We start from the raw sequence: 24910 nt of genomic DNA on the forward strand, positions 1-24910 counted from the left end.
GCTCTACTTAAACATTAGGATGACTTCATGAAAAAAATTTCCATTATTATGATCATAGCTATAGTTTTAGGAGGAATGAAAGGGTATTCTTTTTGGCATGAAAGCTTGAGGAACGCTGCACTTACAGCTGTAGCATCTGAAAAAATTAGGCAGAAGAGAGAAATATCTAAACTCAAGAGATCTCATGCTAGGGAAATAGCTAAGCTAAAGAGTAAGTATCAGAAGAGATTAGCAAAAGTGAAAGCTAGAGAAAGGGCTAAAGCAAAAATACAGAGAACCGTATCAGCTATGCCAATCATGGGAGTTGCTGCTTTTGGGTTATTTGAAAAACTTGAATATGATCATTGGAAGAAAGAAAACCCGACAGGCACACTAGAAGTGTATACCGACGAGATCACTTTTGAAATGAATGAAGTTCTCAAAGAGGAATATCAGGAATACTATGAAGAGTATCAAAAATTCCTGTCCATCTATGAAAACAAGGACACTCACCCAAATCTGTAACACTGTCATAGTATGAAAGTTGCAACTTTTCTGTAGATTAAGCATTTTTAGATAAAAAATGTATAATCAACCGGAATAATATAAATAAGTTATATATAAAAAGTCAGAACAAGGTTTTAAATTTGAAATTCAATCATAAAGAAGTTATTTTATTTGATCTGGACGGCACACTGATCGACAGTGTTCCGGACTTGGCATCAGCAGTCAATCATATGTTAGAAGCATTGCACCGTGAGACCTTCAGTGAAAATACCATTCGTTACTGGGTGGGTAATGGGGCACAGGTTTTGGTAAAACGTGCATTATCGGGACAAACTGAGATAGATGAAACCCTGAATCAGAGCCTGTTTGAAAAAGCTTTAGAGATCTTTTTGACTTTCTACGGACAGCATCTATGTATCGATACGGCTGCCTACCCCAATGTAACAGCAACCCTGCATGCCCTAAAAGAAAAAGAGTACCGTTTGGGTATCGTGACCAATAAACCCTTTGATTTTGTAGGCCCTATCTTGGAAGGGCTGGGGTTTCATGGAGTGTTTGATTTTTGGCTGGGCGGAGACAGTTTAGATAAAAAGAAACCAGATCCCCTCCCCTTAGTGCATGCCTGTGAAAAGATGCAGGTCAGTGTAGATCAGTGTGTGATGGTGGGTGACTCTAAAAATGATATCCTGGCAGCCAATGCCTGCGGTATGCAAAATATCGGTGTGACATATGGGTATAATTATGGAGAAGAGATCGGGATACATAACCCAACATTTATCATAGACGATTTTTCGGAGTTAAATGAACTACTATGAGCATGATAGAAGATAATAAAGCAAAAATTGCGATTATTGGTGGAGGTGCTGCAGGGTCAAGTGCAGCACTCTATTTTGGTCAGCTTGGACTTAATGTGACACTGTTTGAAAAGGATGCAAGTTTAGTGAGTGGTCCGCCATGGTGTCATTTGCATGCAGGGGGTAATCTCTATCGTGAAATCTCAGATGCGCAGTGCGTCACTTTACTCAAACAATCCATAGACTTTTTACGCTTTTATCCTTTTGTGGTTGACTACAGACCTACTGTGATAGTCTTACCTACTACTGACAGTTCTTCACCTGAGGCACTACTTCCACGCCTTAAGTTACTGACTGCAGAATATAAAGCACATATCGCTAAAGACCCTGAGAATGAAGTCTTGGGAAAACCAGAGAACTATTATCAAATTTACACCAAAGATGAAATAAAACGACTAAGAGAAAAAGAGTTGGTTAAAACACCCAAGACGTCTGATGAATGGATGATCCCTGTCGCGAAAAACATTGATTTTGATAAAGTACAGTTTCCTCTTGTCATGGTTCAAGAGTATGGACTAAACCTCTTTAGGCTTGCAGCTGGTGCTGAAATGACCCTTGAAGCACTGGATTCAGTTACGTTGAATACAAATACTATCGTATACAATGTGCAGCAAAATGTTGAAACTGAAGGTTGGAATATAAGTTATGTTAAAGAAGATGTCAGCCATACAGACTCTTTTGACTATCTCATTAATGCTGCGGGCTTTAAAACAGGAAAGATCGATGATCTTTTAGGTGCACCTTGTAAGTCGATGGTAGAATTTAAAGCAGCCTATGTGAGTCACTGGGATGGATGTGAGGGGACACAGTTTCCTGAAATTGTCTTTCATGGAGAGCGCGGTACGCCACGAGGTATGGGGCAATTTACGCCCTACCCTGGCGGGTATTTTCAACTGCATGGCATGACCAAAGAGATCACACTTTATGAAGATGGCCTTGTTGCAAATTCTCTTGTAAGTTGCCAACCCAGATTAGGTCAGGATTTTATAGACAAGATAGAAAAATCCTGGACAGAAAAGGAGACAGAAAAACGTACGAAAGCGGCTATTGAACATCTCTCCCAGTACATCCCATCGTTCCATACTGCCACGGTAGGAAGTAAACCACTTTTTGGTGCACAGCAGATCCCTGGAGATGATCCGACTTTACGTGTAGCGGAAGTCTCTTTCCCCCGAGAGCGTTATGCCAGATGCGAAATCGTCAAAGTCTCCTCAGTCTTGGATATGGTAGATGCCATTACGAAACAATTCGTTGATTTAGGATATGTAGAAGCCAATATACTCGGCAAACGTGATTTTCCACATGCTATACAGTTAGATGAAGATGCACTAAGACAAAGAGCGGAATCTATAGCAGCAGAACGTCATTATCCACGTGATCTAGCCAACAGAAATATTTCAAAGCAGGTCTGATGAAAATCTTTTCCCTTTTACTGCTCACTGTAAGCATTCTATTTGCCACTGCCAAGCTTGAACATGTTACGCTAGGAAATCAAGACTTTTCTATTGTCACAGAGTCCTATGACATCTATGACTCTAAGGGTGAAGTAATGAAGTTTTACAAAGAGGAACGCAACAATAACCTGACCTTTGTGTTGAGTTTGATCTTAAAAGATAAAACCGGCTCCTGTGCAGATAAAAGTATGCAAGAAGGAGCCTATGAGATCAACGGTACAACCATCACACTTTACAGTTTTTGGGACAGGAAAGGAAAAGTATATGACAGCCCTTATGGGGCAAGGATACAAGAGTATGAAATGCTCCCAAACCATACGGTAGTATTAAGATCAAGTAAAGTCTATATAGAGTCTGCAAGAAAAAGTTATGATCCAGAGAGTGGGATGAAATATCTTTTTAATCCGCCTAAAAACAAGAGCGAAAAAGAAGCACTTCAAAGCTATGTGAATGCGGTCGAAAAAGAGTATAAAGGCATCTTTGTTTACGGAGAGGAAGCAAAGAGACTTTTAGAAGAGGTGCATGAAGCACTGAGAAGAAGTATGAAAGCCAAATGGCAAAGCAAATAAGTGTTTTGGCTTTCTAAAAGTGGTGACTTTTGCACGTATACCTATCATCATTCTTAGCCACTTTTGCATAAACGGTTAAAGGAGTATTCGTCTCTTCGGCGATCTGCATGACTTCACTGTAATGTTCCGGAGCAAAGCTTACCAGCATTTCAAATTCCTCTCCGCTAAGGCCTATCTCATCGTCTACTTTTTCAAATTCATGAAATCCATATTTATTAATATCTAACATCTTGTTCGTATCACAAAAGAGTCCGTCTGATATATCCATACCTGTGCGTAAAAGCGGTCTGGCTTTGGTTATAAACTCTACCCTTAATTCAGGTTCAAAAAAGCGAGAGTCATCCGCTATTTTTTCACCTCTGGAAAGCGCATCAAGGTCTCGTTTGCTCTCACCCAATGTTCCCGTATAGGCCAAAAGGTCCCCCTCTTTTAATCCTGTACGTAAGAGAGGTGTATCACTTTTCGAAATAATAGTGATTGAAAGATGAAGCTTGTCACCGCCTATCGTGTCTCCGCCGATGATCTCACAACCGTACTCTTTGGCTGTATTTTCCATACTAGTCATAAGTTCATCTATCTGATCTTCAGTGACATCATGAGGCAAGGAGACGGTAATAAGAGCAAATTTTGGTTTTGCATTCATAGCAATGGCATCAGAAATGTTGATAAGCATCGCTTTACGTCCTATCTGTGTTATACTCATCCATTCACGTTTGAAATGTGTATCTTCAAAGAAAGCATCCATGCTGTAAAGAGTATCTCCGACAACAGCAGCATCATCACCTACATACTTCGAACCTAGGTTGTTTATAAGGTATTGTTCTTTATCCTGTTTAGGCATATTTTCTGTCCTTTTGAGAGCTTGATCTTTATAATTGGTAGAATTGTAACATAGTTAAAGTGTTTTAGCTTAAGTAAGAGCTAATTGGTCTTGTTCATAGTTCTATAAGTTATACTAAACAATCTTTATTAAGGAAACACCTATGTCATATAAACTTGAAATAAGAGCATTCTTTTTTAATGCTAAAACAGACTACCTGCCTTACTATAAAAACTTCAGCATCCAAGTAAATGATGATGCAACAGCCAAAGACCTGCTTGTAAAGATACAAGAAGAAAACGAAAACTTCAGTTTTCCGAAACAAAAACTTCTCATGAAGATCAATGGTCTTGTCGTAGAAGCTAAAGAACCTGTTTCCGCCCTGGTAGAAAGACTTGGAACATCTTTACAGATAGATCCGGTAAACAGCTATCGTTCAAATGATGGTCTTAAGATCAATGACAGTGACTTTATGAAAAGTTTTGAACTTTTGGCTCCCTATGCTTCTGAGTCAGATCTCAAATACTACAAAACACTGTATGCCCTTCATTATGCATCAGAAACAGAAAACTTTGACCGTGAATACATCGGTGATGCAGTACTGGTTTTAGCACATAAAATGATCACAGAAGGATCAGAACATAGTGAAGCTATATTGGATGCTATTACTTCTGTGAACTCTGGACTGTTTGACTGTGAGTATGAAAACAACCTATTTAACGCCCAAGACCACAGTGCTGCTATCGATGAACTCAAAGCTATGGCTAAACCAGAGGAAGGTCCTTCTCTCTGTGCACAGCTTATCACACGTTTTTCCAAAAAAGAGGAAAAAGAGCCTGATGTACCAAAAAGAGCGGTAGAGACGATTGAAAACCTGGAAGAGAAACAGGTAGCACATTATCATGGTCCAGCTTGTCATGATACAATACATCAATTGATCGCTCAAAAAGGTATGAAAGGTATTCACTTCTCAAGATCAGGTAAACTTGCTGGACTTGGTCTATTGGAAGACAACAAAGAACTCGCCTTCAAAAAAGCCGGTGCCATACTTGTAGATGCGTATGACCGTGGTGCAGAAGTACTTGTAGTTGAAGATGTTGATGTACTTGACATGTTCAAGAAAAACTATGCAGCTATAGAAAACACAATAGGTAGAAAGATGAGAGGCTTAGAACTTATCTCTACCAATGATTTTGTTTCGCAACTAAATTCTATCACAGCCTGATCAACAAGTAGCGTTGCTGAATTGCCACGCTACAAAACTGTACACCTCCCCACTTTTCATCGCTTATCCTTCGATTTATTACGAAAATTAATGCTAACAAGATATAATAAGCCAAATTGTAAACAAAAGGATATAGATACTATGAGCAAAAACTCAGATATTAAAATCTACGAATATGACGCAGTCATCGTTGGTTCTGGACTGGCTGGTTTAGCTGCAGCTAAAGAGTTGACAGAAGCAGGGAAAAAGACAGCGGTTATTACAAAACTTCATCCACTCCGTTCACACTCAGGTGCTGCGCAAGGTGGTATAAATGCAGCACTTGGTGAGGAAGACTCAACAGAGCTTCACGAGTTTGATACTGTAAAAGGTTCTGACTATCTAGCAGATCAGGATTGTGTTGAACTTATGTGTTCAAAAGCACCTGAAACGATCAGGTGGGCAGAAAGAATGGGAACTACTTTTTCTAGAGATGAAGTCGGAAACATAGCTATTCGTCCTTTTGGTGGTCAGTCAAAACCTAGAGCATGTTATGCAAAAGACAGAACAGGTCTTGCACTACTTCAAGCTATCTATGAACAAGCATTTAGAGCGGGTATTGAAGTCTTTGATGAATGGTATGCAGCTGATCTGCTTTATGAAGATGGAAAAGTATCTGGTGTTGCCGCGTATGATATCCGCAATTCACAACCGGCTATTTTTAATGCAAAAGTAACGATGTTCGCTACGGGTGGACATGGAAGAGCTTATAGATTTAACTCAAATGCACATGCAAATACGGGTGATTCACTCTCTATCGTAGCACGTCATGGTCTTCCACTAGAAGATATGGAATTTGTACAGTTCCACCCAAGTGGTCTTGGTGGTTCAGGTGTACTTATTTCTGAAGCGGCACGTGGTGAAGGTGGTCGTCTCTATAATTCAGAGGGGGAAAGATTTATGAGCAAGTATGCACCAAATGCTATGGAGCTTGCTTCACGTGATGTTGTCTCTCGTGCCATTATGGAAGAAGTACGTCAAGGTCGTGGTGTAGGTAAAGACGGCCAGTCAGTGAACATCGACTTGACGCATTTGGATCCTGAAATCATTTTAACACGTCTTCCGGAGCTTCGCGAACTTGCTATCGCATTCCAGGGGCAGGATATGTTAAAAGAGCCTATTCATATATCAGCAACGGCACACTACTCCATGGGTGGAATTCCAACAAACATTAATTGTGAAGTACGTAAATCTCCAACAGAACTTACAGAAGGTTTCTACGCTGCGGGTGAGTGTTCTTGTGTTTCTGTTCATGGAGCGAACCGTCTAGGAGCCAACTCTGTACTTGAAGCCCTGTTCTTTGGTCGTCATGCAGGTGAGAATATGGTGAAAAAACTTGATGAAGGTATCGAGCTTCGTAAAGCGACTCCGGCTGATGCAGAGAGAATGTTGTCAGAGATAGAAAAACTCAAAACATCAAACGGTAATGAAACAATTCCTGGGCTTAGAGAAGAACTTCAAAATGGTATGACCAAAAATGCAGGTGTATTTAGAACCAAAGAGTCTCTTGAAGAGCAGTTGGCACTGATAGATGAACTTCTTGGACGTTATAACAACATTCGTATCGATGATAAATCCAATACTTTTAACACAGACTTACAAGAGGCTCTTGAACTTGGTCATATGTTAGAATTTTCTAAATTCATCGTATATGGAGCACTGAACCGTGAAGAGAGCCGTGGTGGTCACTACCGTGAAGACTTCCCTACTAGAGATGATGAAAGATTCCTCAAACATACCTATGCATACATGGATAAAGATTTTAACATGACACATGAATGGGGTGATGTAGTGCTTGGTAAGTTTGAACCTAAAGAAAGAACATATTAAGGAGGTTTTGATGAGTGAAGTAAAAGATACTAGAAAAGTAACTATAAAAGCATTTAGATTTAATGCAGAAACTGATTATCTTCCATATACAAAACAGTATGAGATGGAAGTGGGCAAAGATGAACTTATCCTTGACCTGATGAATAGAATTAAGTGGGAACATGATGGTTCTTTTTCTTATAGACGTTCTTGCAGACATGGTATTTGTGGTGCATGTGCGATTAAGGTAAATGGCAAGTCTGTACTTGCATGTAAGCAAAATGCGATCGAACTTCTTGACCTGTTTGATAATGACATCACGCTTGAGCCAAGTTCTAAGAAACGTGCAGTTAAAGATATGATCATCGATAAAGGTGATTTTTGGGAGAAGCATGCAGCGGTTAAACCATACATCGTTTCAGATATAGATCCTAGACCAGAATCTGAGTCTAAACAGTCTATCGCACAGTTTAATGCCCTACTCGATTCTGACCTTTGTATTCAGTGTGGTGCCTGTCACTATGCTTGTCCTGCCCTAGAAGTAAATGATGCATTTCTTGGGCCTGCTGCACTTGCTGCTGCCTATAGATTTACAGCAGATACGAGAGATGAAGCGACAGAAGACAGACTGCAAATTACTTTTGAGTCTGGTTCTGGTGTATGGGATTGTGTTAAATGTTTTGAATGTGCAGAAGCATGTCCTAAAGATGTTAACCCTATCGAGAAGATCGGAAAACTTCACAATATGCAATTTGAACATGGTGTGGCTGTCAGTAATGTTGCCACTCGCCATGCAGAAGGTTTCTTGCGAGGTATGAAGAAGACAGGTTATCTGGATGAAGCAGATATCGTGACTTATTCTGAAGGGTATCTTGGTATGTATAAACATTTAGGTACTGCGATGAAAATGATGAAATCCGGTAAGATCCACTGGCATTCAGGGATACCATTCATCAACAGTATTCCGAAGATAAAAAATTTAGACGAGGTTCAAAAACTAATTGAAATCTCTCAAACAAATAAGCTGTAAGGAGAAAAGATGAGCGAACAATTACATTATGCATTATTTACTGGATGTACGGCTAAACAGTCTACACCAGAGTTACTATCATCTACACTTGCAGTAGCTGATAAATTGGGTATTAAAATTACCATATTGGAAGAAGCGAGTTGTTGTGGTGCATCTCACATACAAGACTTTGATGAGTTTTTAGCACATGTCCTCAATGCCAGAAACATCTGTTATGCAGAAAAACTGGGTCTTACGATGATCACTATCTGTAATACATGTCAGCTTAACTCTGCTATGACAAAACATGCCCTTGACACTGACCCGGAACTTAAAGCTAGGGTCAACGAAAAACTTGCAGAAGTTGGACTAGAGTACAAAGGTACATCTGAGATCAAACACTTCCTCTACACACTTATAGACGAGTATGGTTTGGAGAATGTCAAAGATAAGGTAGAAGTACCGCTTAGTCACTTAAACATCGCTCCATTCTATGGGTGTCATAACATCCGTCCTTCTGAATTACATGAAGAGGCCAACGGTCATGAAAACCCGTACAAACCTACTTCACTTGACAGCCTGATAGATGCATTAGAGGGTAACCCGGTGAACTATGAGAGTAAAAACAAGTGTTGTGGTTTCCATGTAGAACTTCAAGCGAATCACACTTCTGAAGTACTTGCGGGTAATGCCCTGCTAGATGCAATGGATAACAATGCAGACATGATGGTTACACCGTGTCCACTCTGTCACCTAAAAATGGATACCTATCAAGACAGTATAGGTAAAGTGATGGGTCGTGACGTAGAACTTCCAGTACTTCACATGCCGCAAATGGTTGCACTTGCTCTTGGATGTACAGAAAAAGAGATAGGACTTAACTTCCACGTTCAAAAAGCTAAACATCTTTATACTGCATCATAGAAACTAATTTTTTAGACCATTCAAACCCTAACATTTTGAATGGTCTAATGTATACATTTCATATCTTCTCATATTCAAACGATCCCCTTCTTTATATTGACACTTTTGTTCTATACTTTTAGTATTAAAAAGGTTATTATAGTGTCTATTATGTAATTTTAAAATATAAGTAAATAAACTTTATATTTCTTGTGTATACTTATAGTATAACTTGTTGAAGGATGACAATGACAGATTTCTTAACATTTCAGACATTCATCACCCCTACCCTGCTTATCATAATGTACTATATAGGAGCAGTACTTATTCCTATCTTTAGTTGGTTTTTCCTTCACTGGATAAAAAAAGTGTATAAAACAGAGATAGAAACTTACACACCATTTAAAAAGACATTTATCGGTTCTACTACCTTTTTTCTATGTTTTTTCTCACTAGAGATACTCTGGCGAGTGATCTTTGAATTTTTCATCGCATATTTTGATATACATGATGCACTTATGAAGTTAACTTAAGGATTTGAAAGTGCTAAAAAGTTTCAAAAGCATCGTGATTGTATCTTTATCACTCTCCTTTGGTAATGCCGATAGTAACCAAAGCACTCAAAATGAGTTTCTCTACATTGATAAACTACATCAATCTATTTCTCAAACCATTGTAGAATGGTCCGATATCATAGATTCAACATTGAGTCGATGGTTAGAAGAAAATGTAACTGAAATAACGGATATTGAGGATAACAGAACAATTTTTGAAACCAATCTAACAGATATGGAAGGCAATAGTACTATGCTTGAAACCAATCTAACAGATATGGAAGGCAATAGCACGGTTTTTGATACAAATCTAACAAATGTAGAAGACAATACAACGATTCTTGATACAAACTTAACAAAAACAGAAGGTAATACAACGATTAGTGAAAGCACTAAAACTTCTGTAAAAGTTCACACGTATACGCTTTCAAACCAGACAAAGTATGTGCAAAGAGATCCAACTAATGTTAAAAGCAATGAAGTCTCAAATGAAACTAAAATATCTGAAGATACATTTGAAAAAGAAGTTGATACAGTAGACCTATTTTTTCAAAATGATAAGTACCTAGATAAGACTAATGAGACCTTTATTCGTATTCGTTCAGAGAACTACTTTGAATCCAAAGGTTCTAATGATTTTGGCATGGATGTCAAAGTTCAGATGCCATTAAGTAAAACGAAAAAAAGATTTAAGATATTTGTGGATGATCTCACATTAGAGAATGCTAATGACATATTAAAGGATAAGCCGGATACCCCTGATGTAGGAATCCACTATTTTGCATCAAGACACAAGATACTATCTAGATACTCAATCGGTTTTAGTGGCTTGCACCCTTTTGTCAAAGCAAGATTTAATATGCCAATAGAAATAGATCATTGGTTGATAGACCCAATTCAGACTTTTAAATATTCGACAAATAATAAATTTGAAGAAGAGACAAATATTTATTTTGATAGGAAAATAGATAATAGTTCATTTTTTAGGATCTTATTACATAGAAAAACGCAAGATGAAGTTGAAGGTATGGATTATGCCTTATCTGTCCAATACTTTCAAATAAGAAGGAAAGATGCAGGTTTTGGTCTGGCACAGTCATTTTATGGCAATACCAAGTATGCGTATAGTACTGAACCAGGCATTCCAAATCCTAAATTAAAAAAGTATGGTGGTATTCATGATTATGTCACTTCTTTTAGCTGGAGAGCAAACATTTGGCGTAAATGGTTTTATTATGAAGTACGTCCTTCTGTGAGTTTTCATAAACAGTATGATTATGAACCAAATTATCAAGTAAGACTCTTTTTTGACTTTTATTTCGGAAAGATTCATTAAATTTACACAAATAAGACAATTTTTATCCTATTTAATTTTTTTTATGCTATAATATTTGCATCAAAAAATAAAAAAGGAAAAAATATGCCAAAAATAAACAAATACCAAGACATTTCAGAAATCGATAGAGAAGCGAAAAAAGACCTTATCGACAGACACTCTCCATTCATTCACTGTGCAGATACTGCAAAAGCTGGTGAGCCATTTGAAGTAACTGTAAAAATGGGTAACGAATATACTCACCCAGATGATTTTGATCACTTTATCGAGTCTGTAACACTATTTGACGGTGATACTCAACTTGCAAAAGCTACGTATGTACCGGGAACTCTTGGTAACACAAAAGCACACAACACAACTACATTCACTATCATCCCAACAGGTAAAAAACTTAAGCTTAATGCACATGGTTACTGTACAAAACACGGTATCTGGGAAGGTACTGAAAAAGAAGTAGCAGTAGAAGCGTAAGCTACTACTTTACTACCCTGCGCTAAAGCCCTTACTCCAGGGCTTTAGCTTATTTCCCACTCTTTTCAATTCTCTTTTTTATATCATAGACATTCTAAAACATTGATTTTTACACCTTTATCTATCTTCTGCTACACTACGGTTATAAAAACTAAAGGTTAAACATGAATATGCAAGATATGTCAGATAAATGTACAAAAAAGTTTCTTGAAAAAGCAGAAGAGAAAATGGAAGATACTACAAAAGTACCTTCTGCTGCAATCAGCAGATATTGCCGTATGCTGATAGTCTACTGTGATGCAGAAGGTAAAGTGACGGAAAGCTTTATAAAGTCAATGGAAAAATGTATTAAAGAGATAAAATCTGTAGAGGGTATGGAAGAAATTTTTAATGAATGCAATGAATGTCCTGAAGTGTAGGTACGTGGACCTAAGTAAAAAGAAAGCCATGCAATCATGCATAGCTCTTAAAAGATCTGGATCTTCCTTTTAATCATTAAATAGCAATGACATAGATATTTGGATCGAGTTTATCTCTAAGTGCATTTTGTATGGCTTGGAGTGTACCCGTACCTGAACTAGAACAGTCACTACATGCACCAAGATAACTAATATAAACCTCAAATATATCACCATTTTCTTTGACATTAAGCACATCTATATCCCCGCCATCCATAATGAGAAATTGTCTTACCGTATTATCAATCGCAGTCTCAACAGCCATGATCTGATAACCAGTACTTAATTCTCCAAACGGCACATCTGCTAGAGCATCCTCTGCTTCTTTTTGTTCTGCCAATACTTGTTGGTGTGCTTCAATGAGTGCTAAAAGGTTTTCTTTGCAACCCGTGTCTGTGGATCCTGCTTTAGTATACTCACTAAGTGCTTCAAGTGTTTCAATATTATGTAACTTAATAGACTCTTTTATAGAGGCAATGCTCATTGGGCTGTCTTTACAAGGAACGGTTTTTTCCTCATGGCTTAGTGGTGTATGAATATACTCTTTTACCGCCAGTTTTACAGCATCCAGTGCAAAAGTGATCGCATAGCGTTCAGAAGAAGGGAGTGCTTCTATATTAGGGTTGTCACGTAGCAGGCGTTCCAAAGCTATGTAAGTGATATCATTTATCTGTGGTATATTTTTATTTGTACTTATGAGCGACAGAATATGATTTACTGCGATACCAGACGGCACACCATCATATGTGTATCGTGCCAGTACAATAGTGTTCTCATGTGTGTTAACAGCCCAATGTATGGTAAGTTTGTACCCTAGAGCTTCATCTCCATAAGTGTAGCTAAATAGAGAAGCACCAAGTTCTTTGGCTTCTTCTTCAGAGATAGTACCTAAATATTTAGGTTCGTTTATAAACATTGCAACCTTGATACCATATTCATTATTTGTTTGTTGATCCATTTTTTTTCCTTTAGGATATAATGTGCACTTTAGCAAGCTAACCTAAAAATAGGCTAAAATATTATCTAAAATATTTTTAATTTTTTAATTTCTGAATATTACATTCAAGATGATATGATTATCAGCATACAGAAGGAACAAGAATGAAAAAAATAATAACGATTTTGGCGCTATTCACTATAGTGATTCATGCTGCGGATGCGTATAAGAAAAATCAAATAGCCTGTGACAGTGGTGATGCTGAGGCCTGTAACATTCTTGGATCTTTATATGATGAAGGATATGATCATATTGAGGCTAGAACCTATTATGCAAAAGCTTGTGTTGGCGGTAATCCTGATGGCTGTGCAAATCTTGGGAAAAAGTATGAACCTCAAGCCGGTACACATAAACAGTATCTTAAATCTGTAAAGCTTTATCAGAAGGCCTGTGATGCAGGAAGCGCTCTTGGCTGTGCCTATCTTGGAAGTATGTACGAACTTGCTAACGGAGTGAAAAAGGATTTTACTAAAGCCATAGAGCTTTATGGAAGGGCCTGTGAGGCAGGAAGTGCGCTTGGTTGTGCCTATCTTGGAAATATGTATGAACATGGTAAAGGGATCAAAGAAGATCGTGTCAAGGCGGAAGATCTCTACTCGAAGAGTTGTTATGGTGGCAGTGGTTTAGGTTGTTATGATCTTGGTGTGATGTATTATGAGGCACAAAGTGCAGATGATGAACGTTCAGTCGTTAAATCACTGTTTCGTGAAGCGTGTAAACTTGGTGAGATCTTGGGATGTAAAAACTATAGACTTTTAAATAAAGAGTAATATATCTCTAGATTCAGCAAAACATTATGCAGAGAACATATTAAGATGTTTGGGAGTATAATACTTCCATGAAGAACCTTCGAAATGCACTTTTACTTAAACAACTTTATCAACTGAAACAGCTGGGGTACAAATATACATCAGTCACACCATACAAAGAAAATGAACAGGATCTTAGACTTCCGAATACACTGGAGTCATTGAAAAAGCAAGCCATGGAGTGTCATCTGTGTGAGCTGAGTAAAAGTCGCCAGAAAGTGGTTTTTGGTGAGGGGCATCCACAAGCAGATATACTTTTTATCGGTGAAGGACCAGGTACCATGGAAGACAGTTCAGGTAAGCCTTTCGTCGGTAGATCCGGAGAACTGCTTACTAAGATGATAGAAAATGTATTGCATATTTCCAGATCTGATGTCTATATCACCAATATCGTGAAGTGTCGTCCCCCCAATAATGCTACACCTACCCCAACCCAGGCACATACCTGTCAACCCTATTTGATGAAGCAGATCGAACTTATACAGCCAAAGCTCATAGTAACGCTCGGTGCAACTGCGTATCATTATCTTACAGGCGATGATACAGAGATAAGTAAAGTGAGAGGTACCCTACATAAGCAAAATGCATATACGGTGATACCTACCTATCATCCAAGTTATTTACTTAGAAATCCAAGTGCTAAAAAAGAAGTGTTTGAGGACCTGTTGAAAGTAAAAGAGTTAATGGAAAAATAGTCATTGAACTTCCCCAACAAGTTGGGGGGGATAACAAGAGGAATACTTATGCTTCTCTTGCTTTTGTAACAATCTGCTCAACGATAGATGAATCTTCAAGTGTGGATATATCTTGCGTGATCTCTTCGTGTTTTGCGATAGAACGTAAAATCCTTCTCATGATCTTACCGGAACGTGTTTTAGGCAATCCAGGTACTTCAATGATATGATCTGCTTTGGCAATGTTCCCTATCTCAGCTGCAAGTAATGCATTGATATGGTTCTTAATATCTTTGTTGATGTGTCCCTCTTTGAGTACGATATAGATGAAAATAGATTCACCTTTAATGTCATGTGGACGCCCTACTACAGCAACTTCTGCTACAGATTCATCTTTTTTTACTGCTGCTTCGATCTCAGCAGTACCCAAACGGTGACCAGAAACGTTGATAACATCATCCACACGACCTGTGATCGTAATGTAACCTTCTTCATCAACTACTGCACCATCCCCAGAGAAATAAACCGGTTTACCGTCTTTGACTGCATCACCAAAGTATGCTTTTTTATAACGTTCAGGATCACCCCAAACATTTCTTATCATACTTGGCCAAGGTTTTGTAATACAAAGCAGTCCGGTTTCACCTACTTCTTTAGGCGTTCCATCAGGATCAATGATCTCTGCTATGATACCCGGAAGTGCAAATGTTGCACAGGCTGGTTTGATAGGTGTAGCACCGGGAAGCGGAGAGATCATATGTCCACCGGTTTCTGTTTGCCACCATGTATCCACTATGGCACATTTTGAATTACCTACGGTTTCATAATACCATTTCCATGCCGGAGGATCTATAGGTTCTCCTACTGTTCCTAGTACTCTTAAACTTGATAAGTCATATTTTTCAGGCTCATGCTCACCCATCTTATGAAGTACACGGATAGCAGTTGGTGCCGTATAGAATTGATTGATCTTATGATCTTGTACCATTTTCCATGCACGTCCTGCATCAGGGTATGTCGGTACACCTTCAAACATGAGTGTCGTTGTACCGGCTGCCAAAGGTCCGTAAACAATGTAGGTATGCCCTGTGATCCAACCGATATCTGCAGTACACCAGTAGACATCGTCACCTTTTACATCAAATACCCATTCCATAGTCATTTGTGCCCAAAGGATGTATCCTGCACTCGCATGCTGTACCCCTTTTGGTTTCCCTGTACTACCCGAAGTATAAAGTAAGAAAAGTGGATCTTCACTGTCCATTAGTTCAAAAGGACATTCTGCATGCTGAGAAGTAATCAGTTCATTGTAATTATGGTCTCTGCCTTCTACCCAATTGATCTCTTCATTGTTTCTTTTTACGACGAGTACTGCTTCTACACTCTCACCGCCTTGTGAAAGTGCATCATCGACCACTTGTTTAAGCATATAAGGTTTCCCTTTTCTATAGGCACCATCAGCAGTGATAACGATCTTCGCTTCTGCATCTTCAATACGGTCTTTCAGTGCTTCTGCAGAGAAACCGCCAAATACGATAGAGTGTATCGCACCGATACGTGCACATGCAAGCATTGCATAGGCAGCTTCAGGGATCATCGGCATATAGAGTACAACCCTGTCACCTTTACCTATGCCAAATTGATCTCTAAGCAGATTTGCCATTTTATTGACACGTAGTGAGAGCTGTGCATAGGTAATGTGCTCTACATCACCTCTGTCACCTTCGAACAAGATAGCCGTTTTGTCTGCTTTGTCTGCAAGGTGCCTGTCAATACACTGATTGGAAACATTGAGCTTACCGTTGGTAAACCATTTATAAAACGGTGCATCACTCTCATCAAGTACTTGATCATAAGGAGCTAACCAATCGATCTTTTCGTCAGCATATTCTTGCCAAAAACCTTCATAATCTTCTATAGCTTTGTTTTGTAGCTTCCAATATGCATCCATACTGTTTATAGAAGCATTAGCAGCGAATTCTGGATTTGGGTTAAAAGTCTCTTTTATCATTAGCAATCCTTTTGTATGTGTATTAAAATCATTTTAACATAGAATCGGGGGCAACGAAAAATTCTAAAAGAAAGAAAGTTTAAATAGGAGTAAATACTCCTATTTGTTACATGTAGTAATCATTTGTGTTATATGATCTCGATTTTTTCTATGACATCCAGACCAAAACCTCCAAGTCCAACAAATTCCGTATCTTTATTTGTAGTAAGTAGATTAATATTTTTAATGCCAAGGTCTTTGAGTATCTGTGCACCGACACCAAACTCTTTGGCTTGTTCGTGAGAGATGACCTTTGTATCAAGGAAGATAAGTGTTCCTCCATTGAGTTTTAAGTACTCTATGGAGTTGTTAAGTGCACTAAATCGTTTATCGTCAAGTACCAGTCCTATGTCTGAACCTATATTATGAAACTTTACATTGGCAGTTTCATGTGGTTTGTAAAACTGTATGACAGTGTGTGTTCTCTCGAGGTGGTCACAGTATGTGATCTTCTCTACTTTGATGCCTCTAAGCTCACAATCTTCTTCTTTGACACGTTTGATAAGTTTTTCATGGGCTAAACGGTATTCCACGATATCTGAAATGTAAACGATGGACAAATCATGTTTTTTTGAAAAAAGTTTAAGGTCATCCATACGCGCCATCTTACCGTCATCTTTGATGATCTCACAGATCACCGCAGCAGGAGCAAGTCCAGCCAGCTTACAAAGATCTACAGAACCTTCTGTGTGTCCTGTTCTTACCAAAACACCACCGTCTTTGGCGATCAATGGAAAGATGTGCCCCGGACGAACAAAGTCTTCACTTACTGTTTGAGGATTTGCAAGCTTGGAGATACAATCATCTCTCTCTGCTGCAGAGATACCGGTATCAGCATTCGCTGAGTCTATCGATACAGTAAATGCCGTTTCATGGGCAGAGACATTATTGCTTACCATGGGTACAAGATCAAGCTTGGAAGCAATCTCATTGGTAATAGGTGTACAGATCAGTCCTCTAGCTTCTTTTGCCATGAAGTTTACCATATCAGGTGTAGAGAAAGTCGCTGCATAAACAAGGTCTCCCTCATTTTCACGATCTTCATCATCCATCATGATGACCATCTTTCCTCTTTTGATCTCTTCTATAGCTTTTTCTACTCTTTTTATTGCTTCAATTGACATTCAAATTCTCCAAAAACTTTTATACAGTATAGTTTATTAATCGTATTATACCTGTGTCGTACTTCACTTAAGAAACTTTTTCTAGATTTTTTTTAAAACCTCTTGACATGTGAACTATTTGGTGCTATAATGCCGTCCACATAAGCAATTAGCTTGTGAAGATTGGGGTATCGCCAAGCGGTAAGGCACTAGTTTTTGGTACTGGCATTCGGGGGTTCGAATCCCTCTACCCCATCCATAAGATTTAATCTTGGTTTAATTAAATCAAGATACAATCTCACTCCAATTAAATCGTAAAGATTTATATTTCCTGTCGCGGGATAGAGCAGTTTGGTAGCTCGTCGGGCTCATAACCCGAAGGTCGTTGGTTCAAATCCGGCTCCCGCAACCAATTAACCACAAATCAAATTTTTATCTTTATATATAACTGATAATCATCTAAGAATTAGTTCACCCTACTTTCTGAACTATACCTAAAACACTCAACTTTTAAGACGTTTAATGAACCGGGACTTAAACAAAGCTGCGAATAGTCTTATTTAAGGCCGTCTGCGGCAGCGATCATTACCTTATTCGAAATAAAGGTAATAGCAATTTTAGCCTCATCATTTTTCCATTCACAGTTACTTATTCCAAGTGTTTCTGTACAACTTTCTGGCTTACCTAGAACCTTAACAACTTCCTCGTATAACATACCGCTCTTAATTTTGTCGTAATTTTCTTTCGTCACTTTGTTACATCCGTTGAATAATAGGATTAAAGCTGCGATGATTAAATATCGTTTTCCCAAATCATTCCTTTTCTATAGTTCATTCATTGATTCTTTAGATTTATTGTTTTGGGGCATTATAACAAAAGTTAAAGAAATTATTTATAAGAATATTGGCATTTTAAAAAAAGTATCCAAACAATAATAATAGTTTTCTGTACAGTTTGTGGTGAAATTTTGTTTTAAAACCAAAATAATTAGCATAGATGAGCTATCTTTATTTTGTCAAAGATTCCATGGCCTTATTTTGCTCTTCCATCCGTTTGTTACCCTCAATGACCGACTTTCTGGACTTACCCATTGCATCAACTCGACTGTCTAAATAGGTATTTACAGGGTTTTGCAAAGTGTTGGAGATACTAAGTGCATCAACACGCCTCTTATAAGTATGTGCAGGAGTATCAAAAGAGGTTTTTTTAGAGGGTGGGGATTCTATACTATTTGTATGATTATCTTCTATGTCATCTTTAGAGGTAGTAAAAACCATGATGCCTAAAATGATGAACAGAAGTATGCCAATCTTTTTCACGAGGGTTCCTTTATGATGTGTATTTCTTATACTTGTTTGGATGATCGAATGAAAAGAACTGTCATGAAGATCATACCTATAAATACAGTGATAGAGAATAGTGCCAAATATGGGTCAATTGTTTCAAGAGAAACAAAATTCCCATAATATAAAAATAAGCCAATTACAACTCCAAGTGTTCCGACTTGATGAATATAAAATTGGGTAACAGAGAGTTTTGAGATCAGATTATTGAGCCATAGTTTGTGACACAAACCGTATATAAATGAGACAACAAAGCCAATGAGTAGGATATGTGCGTGCGTAACCAAATGACTATGATCTTTGGATGCTGCCATGAAGATCCCCAGTGCCAATCCGATAATGGCATAAATAAAACTGGTTAATATAAATTTTCTATCCATGTTTTCCTCCTATTTTCGTATGAATATTGACCTGAAACAGGCACTTTAAACGGAGTAAGTTTTACACTATTGTATCACTATAAACTGTGTATTACCGACCTCCTCTGTCATTACTTATGATACATTTGAGAAGAAAATACTGCACATTTGTATAGAAACCTCTGCATTTTTTAGGTTATATGGTTTTATAGTCTGTATAACCTTTCTCATCCTGTGTATAGAATGTATGAGGATCAGCCGTAGCTAATGGTGCATCAGTTTCAAATCGTTTAGGTAGATCAGGATTTGCAATGTATAATGTACCGTATGCGACTGCATCTGCAAGATTGTTTTCTATGGTCTCATTACCTCTAGCTTTATCGTATCCTCCATTGGTTATCAATACCCCTTTGTATGCATTGCGAAGTACTTGCAGTTCTACCGTATTGGCACCGTGTTTGATATCTTCTTCCAGTGCATCAATGATATGTAAATATGCCAAGTCATAATCACTCAATTTTTTGCAAATATACTTGAAATCCTCATGGGGGTTGGTATCGGTCATACTGTTAAAGGTACCACTCGGTGAAAGTCTTAGCGCTGTTTTCTTACACCCTATCGCATCAATGACAGCTGATACAACCTCAAATAGAAATCTGCTTCTATTTTCGATACTTCCACCATACTCATCCGTTCTCTTATTGGTACCATCTCTGATAAACTGATCGATCAGATAGCCATTGGCTCCATGTATCTCCACTCCATCAAAACCTGCTTCTATGGCATTAGTAGCTGCCTGTGCATACTCTTTTACAATTTCTTTGATTTCATGAAACTCAAGCGCTCTGGGTGTCTCAAATGGCTGCATTCCTTCAGGGGTATAATGTTCACCATCAATTTTTACGGCTGATGGAGCTACAGGAAGTTTACCATCCAAGAAAGAGGAATGAGAGACTCTACCCACATGCCATAATTGCAGATAGATTAGCCCACCTTTTTCATGTACTGCGGTAGTGACTTTTTTCCACCCCTCTATTTGTGCATCACTGTAGATACCAGGTGTATAGCGATAGCCTACACCCAAAGGAGATATCTGTGATGCTTCAGTGATGATAAGTCCCGCACTTGCCCTCTGGGCATAATATATAGCCATCAGGTCATTGGCACAGTTATTCTCTACTGCTCTACAACGTGTCATTGGTGCCATGATGATTCTATTTTTTAAAGTGTTCTTTCCTATGGTTAGTTCTGAAAATAAGTTCATTTCATTCTCCTTCAAGCAAATATGGCGTTTTGCTTACAAATAATCATGCCCGTTATTTATCTTTTTTGAGCGCATTAGACTTTTCTTTATATTCCTCTTTATCTATTTCTCCACTGGCATAACGTTTATCAAGTATATCCTGTGCAGAAGAGTCTTTTCCCTCACCTTTACTGTTTTCTTTTAAAAAATGTATAACAATGATAATCAACACTATGGGTATTAACCACATACCAAAACCCATTTGCTATCCTTTGGCAACATTTTTATGTGAAAATTATAGTAATAATGGGTGTAATTTATGTGTAGGAAGGGCCAGGTCCAGTAAAAATATGTATACTATGTTCTTAACGATATCAATATCTTATCTGTATATTTATGATCTGAAACTATTTTACTTGAGTCACGATAAACTGTGTATTGTTCAAAATTTTCTGAAACTGCTGTGTAAGAATTTACACCACCTTCACTCGAGGGAGTCAGATGGTGTAGGAAAGATGAATTTGAAAAGCGGTCAGTTATTATGCGTCAGAGGATAACTCAAGCTCAATAGCATCTGTAAGTTCATGTAATACTTTATGGACTTTATTATCTATTCCAAGTCTTCCCATATTCATACTGATTTTATCTACAAACTCTACATTCACATTATTGTCTGTATAGTCTACCTTCACATAAACAGTCATACGTTTATTCTGATGTCTGTTCTGATATCTATATGTATAATAGTCTTTGTTTTTAATTCTCTTTTTAAAATATAGTGTTTGTGAACCATTTTGCATAGCTGGTGTATATTGTGTCCACTCATCATGCATTGCAGCCTTTTGAATGGCATTGATCGTTTTTTCTTCTTTTATTGTCATTTGAGACGCTGCAAATCCGTTTGAACCTAGTAAAAAGCTTGCTATAACTGTAAGCACTAATAATTTTTTCATGTATCTATTCTCCTAATTATGTATATATTTTTGTTATTTTGTATTGGTTAAATTTTTATATACGAACAATCACACGAGTACATACCAATAAATGAAGGCAGTGTGATCGTGTTTTAAGAGAATATAGGAGGTTTAAATATAGTATTGAGATAGAGTTGATCTACAAGAGGTAATGAAGAGTCAAAGCTAGTACATACTTTTGTTTCATTCAGATAGAGTACTGAAAGATTGGCAATCAGCTTTTCATCTGATATTTTTTCTGATTTTTTTTCTTCCAATGAAACTTCAATTTTTGTTTCGGATGTATTATCCATCAACTTAGGCGAAGAAATGTCAAAAGACATGACAGTCAACATAACAACGATAAGTGATAAAATATAATACTTATGTAACTTCATGGCGCAAATATTATCATACTTCATTAACTATGTCAAGTGGCTGTTTCTTATCGAGAATAAGGTAAGTGAGAAGGAAGTATAACCTCCTATCACTTATGTTTGTTTTCTTTTTTACGACCTTTATCTCTTTTATTTTTTTTAGAATCTTTATAGTAACGTTTCTCATCATGATAGTCACGTTGATGTTCACCCAGATAGTGCTTATTATGCTTGTAGTAGCCATTCTTATGGTTTGGATGCTTTGCTTTCTTATACTTTTTTTCATACTCTTTTCTATGATGATCTTGATACCCTCTTTCATAGTAGTGACCGCCTCTTAGTCTCTTACCCTCATAGTAGTAGTTCCCATTTCTCCAATCACCACCATAATAGTATCTGTTATTGTAATAATAGTAAGGTCTGTCATCACGATATTGAGGTTGAGTATATCTTTCATAGGTTCTTTTAAACTGGTCAAGATACCCTCTTTCATAGTATTGACCGTTACTTAGCCGTCTACCTTCATAGTAGTAGTCTCCATTTCTCCATTCACCACCATAATAATATCTGTTATTGTAATAATAGTAAGGTCTGTCATCACGGTACTGCGGTTTATCATAAACACCGAAGATCACACCGTTTACAACTCTTTCGAGCAATGTTTGTGCGGATACCTCCAAAGGCATACATACACTTAGACAGAGTAAACTGCTCATAATCACTTTTTTCATACTTCCTCCTAATCTTAATAAATCATATCATAGTATAAAAATGTGAAATAATTGTATCCAAACTATTTTAATCCTCTAATCCCTCAAAATAGTTTTTATTGTTTCTTGAGCTTTTCAGCCATTTCACAGCCTTTGTTAGAGCCATGCTTACAGGCTTTTCCGTAATATTCAATCGCTTTTGAGATGTCCTTCTCAAGTACTTCGCCTTTTTCATATTTCATTGCTGCTGTAAAACATCCGTAATAATCACCATGATTATTACAGTCATCTATAAAATCCTGAACTATCTCTTTATCTGTTAGATCCTCACCCAGATCATCATCGAATTCATCGGTCTCTGCATATGTAAAGGCGCTCATTCCCAACAAAAGTATCCCTGCAAGTAGTATTTTTTTCATTTCTATTCCTTTTTTAGATTATCTTATATTATTTATTTGTTGGAATGATAATTAATATTTGATATTTTTTTGTTTAATTCTTCAATTATCTTTCATCATGGACCATTGTAGCCGTCATATATAGCAATCTGATCTATCATACCAGTATTTATTTTACACATTATTTTCTATGACAATTTGACATACTTTAACACTCTTCCATTTTTTTCTGTCAGAATACACATATGAAACAGACATCCAAAGAACTGCTTGAAGCAGTCAGTAAGCATTGTTATAATGAATTAACACTGTACAGGTTCAACAATACTACACTTGATGTAAGTGATAAGTATAGAGAAGGTAGATTAACCGCGCTAGAATACCTTACTGAGCTTACTTATTATTATCTACAGGAAGAGAAGAAGATAGAGGAAGAGTTTAAAAAACAAGTATCAAAACAGTTAAAGCTTTATGATTGTCTTGATGATACAGAGTATAAACGCGGTCTTTATGATGCATTAAGTGTTGTATTGGGATTATAGTGCTTTCTATCTGTGAAGGAGAGCATTCAAAAATTCGTGTCTACATGATAGTAATGCAACATAGTGTATTGATTACAACTTTTACAAGAACGATTAGCACAAGGTCATATCATAAAATTGTTATACTACTAATAACTTTTATATGTTTTTTATACTTTATGTGTAAGATTAAACAGAATCTAAAAAAGGACAATATGATGAAAAACACCTTAGTAAAATTGTTATTAACAGGAGTACTTATTGCATCCAGTAGTTTAATGGCCGAGCCATTAAGCAAAATGGATTTAATCAATCAGGCAAAAAAAGAAGTAGGTGAAGTGACACCAAAAAAATTAAAAACCATGCTTGACGATGGTGATAATATTATCATTTTGGATGTACGTGAAACCGAACAATATGCAGAGGGAAGCATACCATTTGATGAGTTTAATGAAGAGAGTTTTCTCTCTGTAACGCGTGGAAATTTGGAGTGGAAAATTAATGAAATTATTCCTGATAAAGATGCATATATTGTAACTTACTGCCGTAGAGGCGGACGTGGAGCTTTAGCAGCACAAGTTTTAAGAAAAATGGGTTACAAAAAGGCTACAACACTTGAAGGTGGTCTAAAAGGCTGGATAAACGCAGGGTATCCTGTAAAAACAGGATTAGGAGATGTTGTATTGAAAAAGGAAAAATAGATATAACAATTTTTCCATCTGTCTGTCCTTTAGAATTTAATATGCTATCGGACCGACACAAAATTTCTAACAGCCCTATCAATATCACTGATAGATAATGTAATGATATCCACAATGTATGTCAAGGCATATATTATAACTCGAACATTATTGCCTACCATTTACTACCTGATCAAATAGTTAGAGGAAGAAAACCTATTCAAAATATGATAGTAGATCTTTAACATGTGCATTTGTAAGATCTTTTCCAATACTCTTTCCGAGTTTTTCTTTGGTTTTGGTATCAATCATTTCAGTAAGTTTATTCAAATTTTCTTGTGGAAAAGCAAGATGCCATGTTCCAGGATTGCTATCAGAGATCAATGCAGTGATATCATCAGCGATCTGTTGCATACCACGACGTTCTACTTCTAATGAACGGTTATGTTGGTCTCCGGTATTATGTCCCTGATTTCCCAACTGGTCGCTCATATCATCCGATGTATGGGTATGAGGTTCTATGTATTGAAATTTTTTAATTGAGGTTAAATTTGTTCTCACTTTTTGCATTCCAGCCGTAACATTTCTTGTCTCTTGAGGATCTATACCTTTGATCGTTTCCGCTTTATATGCTTCAAACCCACCTAAGTTAGCAATAATAATAATATTTCCATCTAAATTCATGACTAAATTACCTCCTTTTTCT

General features: G+C 37.3%; 30 protein-coding genes and 2 tRNA genes. 18 read left to right on the forward strand and 14 right to left on the reverse strand.

The features are described from left to right. Positions 1-27: 27 nt before the first annotated feature. From LDM93_RS02955 to LDM93_RS02970, 4 genes are all read left to right on the forward strand, one after another. The gene (locus LDM93_RS02955) at positions 28-504 is read left to right on the forward strand and encodes a hypothetical protein (protein ID WP_223890541.1); all 477 of its coding nucleotides are present in this window, start codon (positions 28-30) and stop codon (positions 502-504) included. A gap of 122 nt (positions 505-626) precedes the next feature. Beyond that, a complete protein-coding gene (locus tag LDM93_RS02960) occupies positions 627-1301 on the forward strand; it encodes a phosphoglycolate phosphatase (RefSeq protein WP_223890543.1) in 675 nt (224 codons plus the stop codon). Then, on the forward strand, positions 1298-2752 hold the full coding sequence (locus tag LDM93_RS02965) for an FAD-dependent oxidoreductase (protein ID WP_223890544.1): 1455 nt from the start codon (positions 1298-1300) through the stop codon (positions 2750-2752). Before LDM93_RS02960 ends, LDM93_RS02965 begins: the two co-directional genes overlap by 4 nt. Continuing rightward, positions 2752-3363, forward strand: a complete 612-nt coding sequence (locus tag LDM93_RS02970) for a hypothetical protein (protein ID WP_223890546.1) — start codon at positions 2752-2754, stop codon at positions 3361-3363. The genes LDM93_RS02965 and LDM93_RS02970 overlap by 1 nt, the downstream gene beginning before the upstream one ends. Positions 3364-3376: 13 nt before the next feature. On the opposite strand, the gene LDM93_RS02975 is transcribed toward LDM93_RS02970, so the two are convergent. Further along, positions 3377-4204 carry a thiamine-phosphate kinase gene (locus LDM93_RS02975; RefSeq protein ID WP_223890547.1) on the reverse strand — a complete coding sequence of 276 codons (828 nt, stop codon included), beginning with the start codon at positions 4202-4204 and terminating at the stop codon, positions 3377-3379. A 142-nt stretch (positions 4205-4346) separates the two neighbouring features. Here LDM93_RS02975 and LDM93_RS02980 point away from each other — a divergent pair, with 142 nt between their 5' ends. The 8 genes from LDM93_RS02980 (at position 4347) to LDM93_RS03015 (ending at position 11948) form a co-directional block, all read left to right on the forward strand. Then, positions 4347-5408 carry a hypothetical protein gene (locus LDM93_RS02980; RefSeq protein ID WP_223890548.1) on the forward strand — a complete coding sequence of 354 codons (1062 nt, stop codon included), beginning with the start codon at positions 4347-4349 and terminating at the stop codon, positions 5406-5408. 141 nt (positions 5409-5549) lie between these two features. Beyond that, positions 5550-7277, forward strand: coding sequence for an FAD-binding protein (locus LDM93_RS02985; RefSeq protein ID WP_223890550.1), 1728 nt, complete (start codon positions 5550-5552; stop codon positions 7275-7277). A gap of 10 nt (positions 7278-7287) precedes the next feature. Next, positions 7288-8286 carry a succinate dehydrogenase/fumarate reductase iron-sulfur subunit gene (locus tag LDM93_RS02990; RefSeq protein WP_223890551.1) on the forward strand — a complete coding sequence of 333 codons (999 nt, stop codon included), beginning with the start codon at positions 7288-7290 and terminating at the stop codon, positions 8284-8286. 9 nt (positions 8287-8295) lie between these two features. Then, entirely contained in the window at positions 8296-9189 is an 894-nt protein-coding gene (locus LDM93_RS02995) for a CoB--CoM heterodisulfide reductase iron-sulfur subunit B family protein (protein ID WP_223890552.1), read from the forward strand. 227 nt (positions 9190-9416) lie between these two features. Then, entirely contained in the window at positions 9417-9701 is a 285-nt protein-coding gene (locus tag LDM93_RS03000; protein ID WP_223890554.1) for a DUF4282 domain-containing protein, read from the forward strand. 10 nt (positions 9702-9711) lie between these two features. Continuing rightward, a complete protein-coding gene (locus LDM93_RS03005; RefSeq protein ID WP_223890555.1) occupies positions 9712-11058 on the forward strand; it encodes a hypothetical protein in 1347 nt (448 codons plus the stop codon). 84 nt (positions 11059-11142) lie between these two features. Further along, positions 11143-11529 carry a class II SORL domain-containing protein gene (locus LDM93_RS03010; RefSeq protein ID WP_223890557.1) on the forward strand — a complete coding sequence of 129 codons (387 nt, stop codon included), beginning with the start codon at positions 11143-11145 and terminating at the stop codon, positions 11527-11529. Between the two features lie 164 nt (positions 11530-11693). Next, complete coding sequence (locus LDM93_RS03015; RefSeq protein WP_223890558.1) at positions 11694-11948, forward strand: hypothetical protein; 255 nt, start codon at positions 11694-11696, stop codon at positions 11946-11948. A gap of 76 nt (positions 11949-12024) precedes the next feature. Here the strand turns inward: LDM93_RS03015 and LDM93_RS03020 are convergent, their stop codons facing one another. Continuing rightward, positions 12025-12945, reverse strand: a complete 921-nt coding sequence (locus tag LDM93_RS03020; protein WP_223890560.1) for a NifU family protein — start codon at positions 12943-12945, stop codon at positions 12025-12027. A 143-nt stretch (positions 12946-13088) separates the two neighbouring features. Between LDM93_RS03020 and LDM93_RS03025 the strand changes: the two genes are divergently transcribed. Beyond that, the gene (locus LDM93_RS03025) at positions 13089-13754 is read left to right on the forward strand and encodes a tetratricopeptide repeat protein (RefSeq protein WP_223890561.1); all 666 of its coding nucleotides are present in this window, start codon (positions 13089-13091) and stop codon (positions 13752-13754) included. A gap of 68 nt (positions 13755-13822) precedes the next feature. Next, positions 13823-14488: a uracil-DNA glycosylase gene (locus tag LDM93_RS03030; RefSeq protein WP_223890563.1), complete on the forward strand. Its 666-nt coding sequence runs from the start codon at positions 13823-13825 to the stop codon at positions 14486-14488. Between the two features lie 46 nt (positions 14489-14534). On the opposite strand, the gene acs is transcribed toward LDM93_RS03030, so the two are convergent. Both acs and LDM93_RS03040 read right to left on the reverse strand, forming a co-directional pair. After that, a complete protein-coding gene (acs, locus tag LDM93_RS03035) occupies positions 14535-16478 on the reverse strand; it encodes an acetate--CoA ligase (RefSeq protein ID WP_223890565.1) in 1944 nt (647 codons plus the stop codon). Between the two features lie 128 nt (positions 16479-16606). After that, entirely contained in the window at positions 16607-17641 is a 1035-nt protein-coding gene (locus LDM93_RS03040) for a bifunctional 3,4-dihydroxy-2-butanone 4-phosphate synthase/GTP cyclohydrolase II (RefSeq protein WP_223890566.1), read from the reverse strand. A gap of 163 nt (positions 17642-17804) precedes the next feature. Here LDM93_RS03040 and LDM93_RS03045 point away from each other — a divergent pair. Further along, a tRNA-Gln gene (locus LDM93_RS03045) sits at positions 17805-17879 on the forward strand. A 76-nt stretch (positions 17880-17955) separates the two neighbouring features. Further along, positions 17956-18032, forward strand: a tRNA-Met gene (locus LDM93_RS03050). A 144-nt stretch (positions 18033-18176) separates the two neighbouring features. On the opposite strand, the gene LDM93_RS03055 is transcribed toward LDM93_RS03050, so the two are convergent. The 9 genes from LDM93_RS03055 to LDM93_RS03095 form a co-directional block, all read right to left on the reverse strand. Then, positions 18177-18431 carry a DUF3862 domain-containing protein gene (locus tag LDM93_RS03055; RefSeq protein ID WP_223890568.1) on the reverse strand — a complete coding sequence of 85 codons (255 nt, stop codon included), beginning with the start codon at positions 18429-18431 and terminating at the stop codon, positions 18177-18179. 196 nt (positions 18432-18627) lie between these two features. After that, positions 18628-18939: a hypothetical protein gene (locus tag LDM93_RS03060; RefSeq protein ID WP_223890569.1), complete on the reverse strand. Its 312-nt coding sequence runs from the start codon at positions 18937-18939 to the stop codon at positions 18628-18630. A gap of 26 nt (positions 18940-18965) precedes the next feature. Next, the gene (locus LDM93_RS03065; protein WP_223890571.1) at positions 18966-19343 is read right to left on the reverse strand and encodes a TonB-dependent receptor; all 378 of its coding nucleotides are present in this window, start codon (positions 19341-19343) and stop codon (positions 18966-18968) included. A 175-nt stretch (positions 19344-19518) separates the two neighbouring features. After that, the gene (locus LDM93_RS03070; protein WP_223890572.1) at positions 19519-20586 is read right to left on the reverse strand and encodes an alkene reductase; all 1068 of its coding nucleotides are present in this window, start codon (positions 20584-20586) and stop codon (positions 19519-19521) included. 52 nt (positions 20587-20638) lie between these two features. Beyond that, on the reverse strand, positions 20639-20827 hold the full coding sequence (locus LDM93_RS03075; RefSeq protein ID WP_223890573.1) for an SHOCT domain-containing protein: 189 nt from the start codon (positions 20825-20827) through the stop codon (positions 20639-20641). A 277-nt stretch (positions 20828-21104) separates the two neighbouring features. Beyond that, positions 21105-21518: a hypothetical protein gene (locus LDM93_RS03080; protein WP_223890574.1), complete on the reverse strand. Its 414-nt coding sequence runs from the start codon at positions 21516-21518 to the stop codon at positions 21105-21107. 113 nt (positions 21519-21631) lie between these two features. Then, entirely contained in the window at positions 21632-21916 is a 285-nt protein-coding gene (locus LDM93_RS03085) for a hypothetical protein (RefSeq protein ID WP_223890575.1), read from the reverse strand. Positions 21917-22005: 89 nt separating this feature from the next. Next, positions 22006-22626 (reverse strand): hypothetical protein, encoded by a 621-nt coding sequence (locus tag LDM93_RS03090; protein ID WP_223890576.1) that lies wholly within the window; start codon positions 22624-22626, stop codon positions 22006-22008. Positions 22627-22721: 95 nt separating this feature from the next. Beyond that, positions 22722-23024, reverse strand: a complete 303-nt coding sequence (locus LDM93_RS03095) for an SEL1-like repeat protein (protein WP_223890577.1) — start codon at positions 23022-23024, stop codon at positions 22722-22724. 224 nt (positions 23025-23248) lie between these two features. Between LDM93_RS03095 and LDM93_RS03100 the strand changes: the two genes are divergently transcribed. Further along, a complete protein-coding gene (locus tag LDM93_RS03100; RefSeq protein ID WP_223890578.1) occupies positions 23249-23545 on the forward strand; it encodes a hypothetical protein in 297 nt (98 codons plus the stop codon). Between the two features lie 197 nt (positions 23546-23742). Continuing rightward, positions 23743-24225: a rhodanese-like domain-containing protein gene (locus LDM93_RS03105; protein WP_223890579.1), complete on the forward strand. Its 483-nt coding sequence runs from the start codon at positions 23743-23745 to the stop codon at positions 24223-24225. Positions 24226-24420: 195 nt separating this feature from the next. On the opposite strand, the gene LDM93_RS03110 is transcribed toward LDM93_RS03105, so the two are convergent. Then, entirely contained in the window at positions 24421-24888 is a 468-nt protein-coding gene (locus tag LDM93_RS03110; protein WP_223890581.1) for a host attachment protein, read from the reverse strand. Positions 24889-24910 lie beyond the last annotated feature (22 nt).

The sequence above is a fragment of the Sulfurovum sp. TSL6 genome (assembly GCF_019972115.1).
GTDB lineage: Bacteria > Campylobacterota > Campylobacteria > Campylobacterales > Sulfurovaceae > Sulfurovum.